Below are 11168 nucleotides of genomic sequence, written 5' to 3'. Positions count from 1 at the left end.
ATGAGAGTTGAACTTTTTGGTGTTAGGGGCTCAATGCCCTCAACAGGAAAACATACGCACATTTTTGGTGGTAACACATCTTGCGTATATATAGAGCAGAAAAATGGCAAATCCCTTATTTTAGACTCAGGTACAGGTATTGTTGAACTAGGTAAACGTTTAGTGGTAAAAGCGGAACCTATCGCTATATTACTGACACATAATCATTGGGATCATATTCAGGGTTTCCCCTTTTTCACCCCTATTTATCAATCTAACCAAAATATAACAATAGTGGCTGGAAATGTAGATGACGAAGAAAGTAAAGATGCCATACTAAAACAAATGAGTGGCTCTCAATTTCCGGTTAAATACCAAGAGTTACCTGCAAATATTACGCTAAATACGACATTGTCGGCTAAAAAAACATTTAGCCTTAATAGTTTTTCAATTTCGACTGCGCCGCTTAATCACCCCGATGGCGGTACTGCGTATTGTATTAACGCTGACGGCAAGAAAGTAGCGTATGTTACTGATAATGAATTAAACCCCCCAGAAGATCTAAGAACCGATATCAACGAGTGGATTAACTTTATTAAAGGCGCTGATTTACTGATCCATGACGCACAATTTATAGATATCGACTTACCACTTAAGCATGGTTGGGGACACAGCACGATTAATCAAGTTGCCGATCTCGCCGTAAAGGCGAACATCAAAAACATTGTTATTATCAGCCACGACCCTGCAAGAAGCGATGATGAACTTCTAGCAATAGAAAACTCATTGCAAGCTAAATACGGTGACAAGTTACTGATAGAATGCGGCCGAGAAGGACGAGTTTTTGATTTTTAATCTATCAAGGATAAACGCCCATTAGATCTTTAAAGCCTATAATTTCCAGGCATTTTTTTATTGGTGCCGTTATAACTTTATTTATTGCATCAATAGAGTTATTTGCTACAGGAACATTAGCCAAATTAGTTAATCGTGTGGAAGGCATCATTTATGATTCTCGGCTCTTATTAACAACACCTGCAACACCTAGACATATCGACGAATCAGTAGTTATTATCGATATTGATGAAAAAAGTATGCGAGAGCAAGGTCGATTTCCTTGGAGTAGATCGAAAATAGCTGATCTTGTAACAAAACTCACCGATGCAGGTGTTATTGTTATCGCTTTTGATATATTTTTTGCCGAGCCTGAAGTAAATCCAGTTACACAAATCATTTCTGAAATACCTAACTTATCAAAGCAATATAGCTTACCACTTGCCAAAATTAAACAGCAAGTAGACGCCGATACCAAGTTTGCTAACGCACTTGCTAAAAATGATACCGCCCTTGGGTTTTTACTAACCGATGACCAACTTGCAGCCCACAGTCCCCCCAAAAAAAGCAGCGTTTTATGGCAAAATGCTGAACATGCGAACTCACAAATAAGTGAGTTTTCGGGGGCTATTGTAAATATCCCACAATTACAAAATGCCGCTGCTGGTATTGGTTTTATAAATGCGCATAGCGACAACGATGGCTTTATCCGCAGAGCCGCTCTTATTAATCGGGTCGGTGATAAACTTTATCCCTCTTTAGCACTTGAAGTGGCTCGACTGTATGTCCTTGCTAATAAAATTGAAACGCGCTCAAATATTTTAGATGGTATTACTTTGTTTGAAGGAATTAAGTTTCAAGATAAATGGATTCAGACAGATGAGCACGGCCAAATACTCATTCCCTATAAAGGCCGAGCACATAGCTTCCCTTATTATTCAGCAACCGATGTGCTGATGCAAAGAGTTGGCTCTGATGAACTAGAAGGAACAGTTGCCTTTATTGGTACTTCAGCTGTGGGCTTAGCTGACCTAAGGTCAACCCCAGTTGGTATGCAATATCCTGGTGTTGAAGTGCATGCCAATATATTTGAAGGACTGATGCACCCAGAGATACTGCCAGCCAAGCCCAACTGGTCTTTAGGTGCGAGCCTATTTATTATTGCGCTAACGGGTGTCGTTTTATCACTTTTTAGCCACGGCAGAAGTGCCCGATTTATTATTTTTCTTTCGTTAACTATTACGGTAGCTGTTATATCATTTAACGTGTATTTATGGTCAGTACAAAAAATTAGTTTGCCATTATTAATGCCACTCTTACTCATAATATTATTAGCTGGTTATTACATTATTGTTGGCTCTATCGCCGAGATGCACCACAGCCGAAAAATTAAATCTATGTTCAATCAATATGTCCCCCCTGCGCGTATTGAACAACTTATAAAACAAGGCAATGAGCTATCTCAAAGCAGTGAAAAAAGAAACATGACAGTATTATTTGCTGATATTCGCAGTTTCACCTCATTATCTGAAAACATGACTGCGCATCAATTAAGCGAGTACTTAAACCAATACCTTACTTCAATAACGCAAATAATATTTGATCATAACGGGACTATCGATAAATACGTTGGTGATATGGTGATGGCGTTTTGGAATGCTCCATTAAAAGATGAAAACCATGCACAAAACGGCGTTGAAGCAGCAATGGCTATGATTAACGGACTGACTCTCATTAATAAATTATTTGCCGAACAAAAACTACCTGCGGTCAAAATTGGTATAGGCTTAAGTACCGGTGATATGAATGTGGGCGATATGGGATCCGTTTATCGTAAAGCTTATACCGTACTAGGTGATACAGTTAATTTAGGTGCAAGAATTGAAAACTTGACCAAGTTTTACGGCGTAGCTATTCTAGTAGCTGAAGAAACAATGAATGCATGTCCACATATAACGTTTCGCTTGATAGATAAAGTGCAGGTCGTTGGAAAAACGACCGCAACGCAGCTATTTGAGCCCATTGGCTTCACAAATAAATTAGATACAAAACAATTCGCTGAAATAAAAAAATCATTTATCGCCATGACCCATTTTTATAATAAAGATTGGCCGCAAGCACTAAGTTTATTTACTGAATTACAAAGTACTACACTGTTTAGTTCGCATGTGTACGGTGTTTTTATCAAACGAATTCAAAATACTGATTTACAAGCACTCGCAAAGGATTGGAATGGTGCCTTTATTCATACCAAAAAGTAGTGGAAATATGCCGCAGCACATCAAAGATAAAATAAACCTGCATCACTTTATTGATATCAGCGTTAGGTTAACAACCGAAAAAGATTCGAGTAAATTACTCGATGATATACTGCAAGTAATTATGTCTATAGCTAATTCAGATGCTGGGACTATTTATTCGATTACAGATAACAAACAACTTAAGTTTGAAACGGTTATTAATGAATCATTGGATCTGTATTTAGGCGGTCGTTTAGGTAAGCCTGTTGATTTTCCTAATATAGATCTTTTTATCGACGGAAAAGAAAATAAAACAGCGATTGTTGCTCATGCGGTTAATTCTGGGGAAGTTATTAATATTCCTGATGTTTATGCTGCACTGCCTTTTGATATGAGCGCAGCTCGCGCTATGGATGCTCGTACAGGTTATCGTACCCAGTCAATGTTAACTATTCCCTTAAAAGATCATGCTGATGATATTATTGGCGTTATCCAACTTATCAATGTAAAAGACGACGAAAATAATAATATTCCTTTTAGTGAGGAGCTTGTTACGCTAGTTCGTTCTTTCGCCTCTTTAGGTGCTATTTCGTTAACAAACTCTGCACTAATTAAAGATATGGAAGAGTTGTTTGCAACTTTTGCTGAGGCTATTGCCATGGCGATAGATGAAAAGTCACCTCATACAGGAGGTCATTGCAAACGAGTACCCGCATTAACATTGATGCTTGCCGATGCTGTTCATCTAATAGATAAAGGCCCACTTGCTACATTTAAAATGAGTGATGCAGAGCGCCATGAGTTAGATATTGCAGGATGGCTACATGATTGTGGAAAAATTGCGACTCCCGACCACGTCATGGAAAAATCAACAAAGTTAGAAACTATTTTTGATCGAATCAAATTTATCGATGCAAAATTTGAAATAATTAGCAGAGATTTAAAAATAGCGTATCAGCAGAAAATAATCTCTGCGATGAAAAAAAATAAGCCAATTGAAGTACTCCAATTTGAACGATTGCTTGATACCGAACTGAAACAACTCGCATTAGATCGTGCATTATTACAACGCGTGAACGTTGGCGGAGAGTTTTTAGGTGAGGAAGAACAGGCGCATATCCAAAGAATATCAACCCAATATCAATTAAAAATTAATGGCGAAAAAATCCCATTACTGTCTGATAATGAAGTTGAAAACTTAATGATTCGGCGTGGTACGCTTACTCAAGGTGAACGTGACATTATGAAGCGCCACATGGATATAACTAAGAATATTTTAGATATCTTACCGTTTCCAAAGCATTTAAGTAATGTATCTGAGTATGCTCTAGGGCATCATGAAAAACTTGACGGTACAGGCTATCCTCGCGGATTGACTAAAGAACAAATGTCAGTACCTGCTAGATTAATGGCTATCGCTGATATTTTTGAAGCTCTTTCGGCTGTAGACCGACCATACAAAAAAGCAAAACCAGTAAGTGAATGTTTGCATATTTTAGGCTCTATGGTTAGTCAGAACCATCTTGATGCAGACATTTTTGCAGTATTTATTGAATCCGAAGTGTATAAACATTACATCAATGAATATGCAAAACCTGAGCAGCTAGATGAAGTCGACCTCGATAACCTTCCCGGTTACTCACCTATCCGTTGATCTATTTATTACAAAAGCTGGTTTGTGTGATTTAAATAACACAGACCAGTTTGTAATAAAATTAAAAATCCTCACACGTTATACCAATTCGCTTATATAGAGTCTATTTAACGTTAAGAAAATCACGCTATAACTAGGCAAAAATTTATTATCCAAAGATCTGATTATTGAATGCTTAATTTAAAATTCTCTACCAGTTATTTTGCTAAAATTAACCTTTTTAAATTTTGAACAAAAAAATGCCACCTTACGGTGGCATTTACACACGGGGTTATTTCTACTTATAGAAATCCTTTTACTTTTTATTAGTTTTTGTCTTATTTTTTTAACAAAAAATATACTGCCAAAGGTAGCATTTAGTGCCTTGTGTGGCAACAGTAAAGGATAAAGATCATATATCTGCCACATTATTGTAATAAAAAATTGATTATAAAGATTTACGTTTACAATCACTTGTACCCATATTGACAACATAGCTGTTAGTTTGTTTTTTGCCCATAAATTAAGCGTTATAAGCAAATAAACCGCGTAAATAAGACGTTATTAAATTTTAATACACACGTACTTTTCTTCTAAGTACTCATCAAGCCCTTGATGGCCGCCTTCACGCCCTAAACCTGATTGTTTAACGCCACCAAATGGCGCTACTGGATTTGATATAACACCTTCATTTACGCCGATCATACCAAATTCAAGCCCTTCACTAATTCGGTAGACTTGCTTAATGTTTTGGCTGTAAAAATAAGCTGCTAGACCAAATGGTACATCGTTGGCAAGTGCAAGCACTTCACTTTCTTCATCAAAAGGAATAACCGTTAATACTGGCCCAAATACCTCTTCGTGGTAAATATCCATGTCAGTGGTTACATTATTCACTATTAATGGGTTTTGAAAGCTGCCACCTAAGTCACTATTATCGCCAATCAGCGTCGCGCCTTTATCGAGTGCGTCTTGTACTAACTGCTGCACTTTCTCTTTGGCTTTAGGGTAAATGAGTGGGCCAATATCAACATCGTCCTCAAAACCATTTGCCACTTTTAACCCTGCAACCTTAGGCGTGATTTTTGACAGTACTTTGTCGATAATATTACGTTGTATAAAAATACGGTTTGCAGCAACACACGCCTGCCCACTATTTCTAAATTTAGCCGCCATTAGCCCTTCAACAGCTTCATCTAAATCTGCATTATCAAAAATGATAAAAGGCGCATTGCCGCCCAGCTCCATTGAAGTACGCTTGATTGTGCTTGCACACTGCGATAGTAATTGCTTACCTACACCGGTAGAGCCAGTAAATGTAAACTTACGCACAACGTCTGAGTCGGTTAACATTTTGCCTACTGTTTTGGCATCTTGTGAAACCAGTACATTAAATGCACCTTTAACAAAACCAGCTTGATCGGCCAGATAAGCAAGTGCGATAGCGCATAGTGGCGTATGTTCAGAAGGTTTAAGTATAAAGCTACAGCCCGCAGCGTAAGCTGGCGCTACTTTACGAGTAACCATAGCAACAGGGAAGTTCCATGGCGTAATACCAGCTACAACACCTACAGGCTGCTTAAAGCTAGTTAAACGATGCGAGTCATCTGTTGGCGGAATTACATCTCCGTAACTACGTTTGGCTTCTTCTGCAAACCATTTGATAAAACCTGCACCGTAGTTAATTTCGCCAAGGGATTCTTTGAGCGGCTTGCCTTGCTCTTTAGTCATCAGCTCTGCGAGTGTTTGCTTGTGCTTTATAACTAGCTCATACCAGCGCATCAAGGTTTCACTTCGCTCAGTCGCATTCGTCTCTTTTAACTTAACAAAAGCCCCTTGAGCTGCGGTTATTGCGCTATTTACACCCTGCTCGTCAATATCGCTTACTTCAACAATACTTTTTTCGGTAGCGGGATCGTTCACGCTAAAGCGCGTATTAGTTTTATAAAATCCGCCGTTAATAAATGAGTCTGAGAAAATAAGATTACTCAAAATAAACCTCCAAAATTACGTTTTAAGTTCGTCACGCCAGCAAGCTGTGCGTCTACAACATAAATATATAATTTAAACTTTGCTGTAGACGTTGAGCTTGCTCACGTGAGAAGCGCAGCTTCTATATTTTTGCCCTTGAGCCAAAACACATCACGCCAGCAAGCTGTGCGTCTACAACATAAATGTATAATTTAAAATTTGCTGTAGACGTTGAGCTTGCTCACGTGAGAAGCGCAGCTTCTATATTTTTACTCTTGAGCCAAAACACATCACGCCAGCAAGCTGTGCGTCTACAACATACATATATAATTTTAAATGTGCTGTAGACGTTGAGCTTGCTCACGTGAGAAGCGCAGCTTCTATATTTTTGCCCTTGAGCTAAAACACATCACGCCAGCAAGCTGTGCGTCTACAAAATAAATATATAATTTTAAATTTGCTGTAGGCGTTGAGCTTGCTCACGTGAGAAGCGCAGCTTCTATATTTTTACTCTTGAGCCAAAACACATCACGCCAGCAAGCTGTGCGTCTACAAAATAAATATATAATTTTAAATTTGCTGTAGACGTTGAGCTTGCTCTCGTGAGAAGCGCAGCTTCTATATTTATAACTTAGAGTTAAAACACATCACGCAAGCAAGCTGTGCGTCTACAAAATAAATATATAATTTAAAATTTGCTGTAGACGTTGAGCTTGCTCACGTGAGAAGCGCAGCTTCTATATTTATAACCTAGAGTTAAAACACATAACGCCAGCAAGCTTTGCGTCTACAAATAACATACGAGCTTTGCTCGTCACGCCTGCAATTCACAAACAAAAAAGCCGCTGTATCAAACAGCGGCTTTTAATATATACATCGTTAAAAACTAGTGCTCTTCATTAACGATATTGAGATTGTACTTAGGTATTTCAACCACTAGGTCTTCATCTCTTATAATTGCTTGGCAACCAAGGCGCGATTCAGGCTCTAAACCCCATGCTTTATCTAGCATGTCATCTTCTAGCTCATCACTTTCGTCAAGTGAATCAAATCCTTCACGAATCACTAAGTGACACGTAGTACATGCACACGACTTTTCACAGGCATGCGCAATGCTAATACCATTTTTAAGTGCAGCGTCGAGTACCGTTTGGCCTGTTGGTGCTTCAATTGCAGCGCCGTCAGGACATAATTCAGGATGTGGAAGAAAAACAATTTGTGGCATTCTAATCTCTCTTAAATGTTGTCTACTGACTGCCCTGTAAGGGCCTTTTTAATTGATGCATCCATTCTACGCGATGCAAAATCGCTACTCGCATTATCGACTTTTTCGATAGCTGCTTTAATTTCACTAGGCTCTTGTGCATTTTCGCGCACTTTTACCAGTTCTGCAATTTCAGCGCGTAAGTTAGCTAGTTGCGTATCGTCAAGCAATGCTCCATCGCTTGCAAGTGATGCATTAAGCGCCTCAATTACGCGCAACGCTTCTACTTGTTGCTCTTTAAGCATACGTGCTTGCATGTCGCCTTTGGCGTTGCTCATTGACTCTTTTAGCATGTTAGCTACTTGGTCATCAGATAAACCAAACGAAGGCTTAACCTGAATCTCAGCTTGTACACCTGTTGATTTTTCCATAGCTGAAACACTTAATAAGCCATCTGCATCAACTTTAAAGGTTACACGAATATGCGCAGCGCCTGCCGCCATTGGTGGAATACCTTTTAAGCTAAACTTAGCAAGCGATCGACAATCATCAACAAGCTCACGCTCACCTTGCAGCACATGTAATGACATGGCTGTTTGGCCATCTTTAAACGTTGTAAATTCTTGTGCGCGTGCTACCGGAATCGTCGTATTGCGTGGGATGATTTTTTCAACCAAACCACCCATCGTTTCAAGGCCCAGTGATAACGGTAATACATCAAGCAATAACATGTCAGAATCTGGCTTATTGCCAATTAACACGTCGGCTTGAAGCGCGGCACCTAAGGCTACAACACGATCAGGATCGATTGAAGTTAGCGGCTCTTTATCAAAAAAACTTTGTACTTGGCTACGTACTAATGGCATACGGGTTGAGCCGCCTACCATAATAACTTGCAGTATTTCTTCGTTTTCTATGCCAGCATCTTTTACAGCACGACGACACGAACGCAGTGTTTTTTTAACCAGCGGCATAGCCATTTCGTCAAACGTTTCGCGCGTTACTTCTACTGTGTATTTTTGATCGTCAAACTCAAGACCCACGTTTACTTTAGCGTATTGGCTTAATGCTTCTTTACACGCTTTTGCTTTATTGATGAATAAACGTAAAACTGAAGACGATAACGCCGACACACCAGTTTGCTGCTTAAAGTAATCAACAAGGAGCGAGTCAAAGTCATCGCCGCCGAGGCTAGAGTCGCCACCGGTTGCCATTACTTCAAACACACCTTGGTGTAATCTAAGTACTGATATATCAAATGTACCACCGCCTAAATCGTAAACAGCAATAATGCCTTCTTGGCCAGAATCTAAACCATAGGCAACGGCTGCTGCTGTTGGCTCGTTTAATAAACGCAGTACGTTAATACCAGCAAGTTCTGCGGCATCTTTAGTACTTTGGCGCTGTGCGTCATCAAAGTACGCAGGTACTGTAATTACCGCCCCTAAAATTTCTTGGTTGCCAAAACTTTGCTCAGCTCGTGCTTTTAGTGCAGCTAAAATATGGCTTGATGCTTTAATTGGACTGATTTTACCTGCCGCAGTTTCTATTGCTAACGCACCATTGTGCTCACAAAATTCATACGGTAGTTGCCCATAACTTTGCTCTATTTCAGCCTGAGTTTTACCTAAAAAACGCTTAACCGAAATAAGTGTATTAGCAGGGTCTTGCGTTGCTGCTTGAGCAGCCTCTGCGCCAACAGTAATACCGCCTGCTTGATAACGAACAACCGACGGTAACATAGCCGCGCCAAGATCATCAGTCAACGTGCGGGCTTCGCCACTTTGCACTGTTGCAACTAATGAATTGGTTGTACCAAGGTCAATACCAATCGCTAGTTTATGTTCGTGTGGTGCCGCGCTCTGCCCCGGCTCAGCAATTTGCAATAATGCCATAATGCTCTTTAAACTCGTGTTGCTCGCTTTGCAGCAAGTAATTAATCGTCAAATAAACTGTCTTCAATACGCTCTAGTTCGTCACGTAACTTATAAACAAACTTCAGTTTACGAATATTATCAGCGGCAAGTTGATATTGCTGCTCATCGTTACTTGCGAGTTGATCGGCAAGTTGTGCACTGTACTGCGTGTTTAGTTGCTTAATTTGTTTTTCAAAATTTGCAATCGCAGTATCAGGATCGCTTGCTGATGTTAGCTCTTCAAGTTCTTCGCGAAGTTCCATTTGTTGCATTAAAAACATTGGATCTTGCAAGGTTTGCTGCTCTGCACGAATATCAACGCCTAGCTCGCTCAGCATATACTCGGCACGCTTTACTGGGTGCTTTAATATTTGCAACGCATCGTTAATTTCGGCGGCGCTTTGCACGGCCATTAACTTATCGCGGCTGCTCGCATTCGCGTGGCGATCTGGATGTACAGTACGCTGTAATTCCAAGTAGTGCTTGTTAACTGTTGCTAAATCAATATTGTAATCAACGGGGACTGCAAATAATTCAAAGTAACGCATAACTTCAACCAATAAAATTCAGAAATTAATTTCAAAAATAACAAAGCCCTACATTAACTGGCAGGGCTTATTGATACTACAAAGATATTTTAAGCTTAAACGGTAAAGCTTTCGCCACAACCACACTCATCTGCTTGATTAGGGTTTCTAAATTTAAACCCTTCATTTAAGCCTTCTTTAGTGTAGTCGAGCTCTGTGCCGTCAATGTAAACTAAGCTTTTAGCGTCAACAATTAACGTGACACCTTTAGCCGCAAAAGTTTCATCGTCTTCGTTTAAATCGTCAACAAACTCAAGTACATAAGCAAGACCTGAACAGCCCGTCGTTTTAATGCCAACGCGCAGGCCTAAACCTTTGCCGCGGTTTGCTAAAAATGATTGTACGCGGTTTGCTGCCGCATCTGTCAATGTCACTGCCATGAGTTTCTCTTCTTACTTCGCTTGTTTGCTTTTGTAGTCTGCAATTGCTGCTTGAATTGCGTCTTCGGCTAAAATTGAACAGTGAATTTTCACTGGTGGTAATTCAAGCTCTGCACTGATATCAGTGTTTTTAATTGTCGCGGCTTCGTCTAGCGTTTTACCTTTAACCCACTCTGTTACAAGTGAAGATGAAGCAATTGCGCTACCACAACCGTAGGTTTTGAATTTTGCATCTTCAATAACGCCTTCGGCAGATACTTTAATTTGCAATTTCATTACGTCACCACATGCTGGTGCGCCTACCATACCCGTTGCCACTGACGGATCGTTCTTATCTAGAGTACCTACGTTACGTGGGTTTTCTACGTGGTCGATTACTTTATCACTATAAGCCATTATTCTATCCTCATTACCTGCTAGGGTA

At 39.8% G+C, this 11168-nt stretch carries 9 protein-coding genes; 3 read left to right on the top strand and 6 right to left on the bottom strand.

The genetic code is table 11. The features are described from left to right. Positions 1 to 33: 33 nt before the first annotated feature. From DC53_RS04615 to DC53_RS04625, 3 genes are all read left to right on the top strand, one after another. A complete protein-coding gene (locus DC53_RS04615; protein ID WP_007376717.1) occupies positions 34 to 834 on the top strand; it encodes an MBL fold metallo-hydrolase in 801 nt (266 codons plus the stop codon). Positions 835 to 971: 137 nt separating this feature from the next. Further along, a complete protein-coding gene (locus DC53_RS04620; RefSeq protein ID WP_239462848.1) occupies positions 972 to 3074 on the top strand; it encodes a CHASE2 domain-containing protein in 2103 nt (700 codons plus the stop codon). Then, positions 3046 to 4707, top strand: a complete 1662-nt coding sequence (locus DC53_RS04625; RefSeq protein ID WP_007376714.1) for an HD-GYP domain-containing protein — start codon at positions 3046 to 3048, stop codon at positions 4705 to 4707. The genes DC53_RS04620 and DC53_RS04625 overlap by 29 nt, the downstream gene beginning before the upstream one ends. A gap of 543 nt (positions 4708 to 5250) precedes the next feature. Here DC53_RS04625 and DC53_RS04635 read toward each other — a convergent pair. The 6 genes from DC53_RS04635 to iscU form a co-directional block, all read right to left on the bottom strand. Beyond that, complete coding sequence (locus DC53_RS04635) at positions 5251 to 6678, bottom strand: NAD-dependent succinate-semialdehyde dehydrogenase (protein WP_033031195.1); 1428 nt, start codon at positions 6676 to 6678, stop codon at positions 5251 to 5253. An 865-nt stretch (positions 6679 to 7543) separates the two neighbouring features. Then, positions 7544 to 7882 carry an ISC system 2Fe-2S type ferredoxin gene (fdx, locus tag DC53_RS04640; RefSeq protein WP_007377671.1) on the bottom strand — a complete coding sequence of 113 codons (339 nt, stop codon included), beginning with the start codon at positions 7880 to 7882 and terminating at the stop codon, positions 7544 to 7546. A gap of 11 nt (positions 7883 to 7893) precedes the next feature. Continuing rightward, positions 7894 to 9756 (bottom strand): Fe-S protein assembly chaperone HscA, encoded by a 1863-nt coding sequence (gene hscA, locus DC53_RS04645; protein WP_007377672.1) that lies wholly within the window; start codon positions 9754 to 9756, stop codon positions 7894 to 7896. A gap of 41 nt (positions 9757 to 9797) precedes the next feature. Beyond that, positions 9798 to 10325, bottom strand: a complete 528-nt coding sequence (hscB, locus tag DC53_RS04650; RefSeq protein ID WP_033031194.1) for a co-chaperone HscB — start codon at positions 10323 to 10325, stop codon at positions 9798 to 9800. A 95-nt stretch (positions 10326 to 10420) separates the two neighbouring features. Continuing rightward, a complete protein-coding gene (gene iscA, locus DC53_RS04655; RefSeq protein ID WP_007377674.1) occupies positions 10421 to 10744 on the bottom strand; it encodes an iron-sulfur cluster assembly protein IscA in 324 nt (107 codons plus the stop codon). Between the two features lie 12 nt (positions 10745 to 10756). After that, complete coding sequence (iscU, locus tag DC53_RS04660) at positions 10757 to 11140, bottom strand: Fe-S cluster assembly scaffold IscU (protein WP_007377675.1); 384 nt, start codon at positions 11138 to 11140, stop codon at positions 10757 to 10759. Positions 11141 to 11168 lie beyond the last annotated feature (28 nt).

It is taken from the genome of Pseudoalteromonas fuliginea, from assembly GCF_000690055.1.
Taxonomy (GTDB): domain Bacteria; phylum Pseudomonadota; class Gammaproteobacteria; order Enterobacterales; family Alteromonadaceae; genus Pseudoalteromonas; species Pseudoalteromonas fuliginea.
The sequence above is the reverse complement of the archived record's forward strand: the minus strand, read 5'-3'. Positions and strand labels throughout refer to the sequence as shown.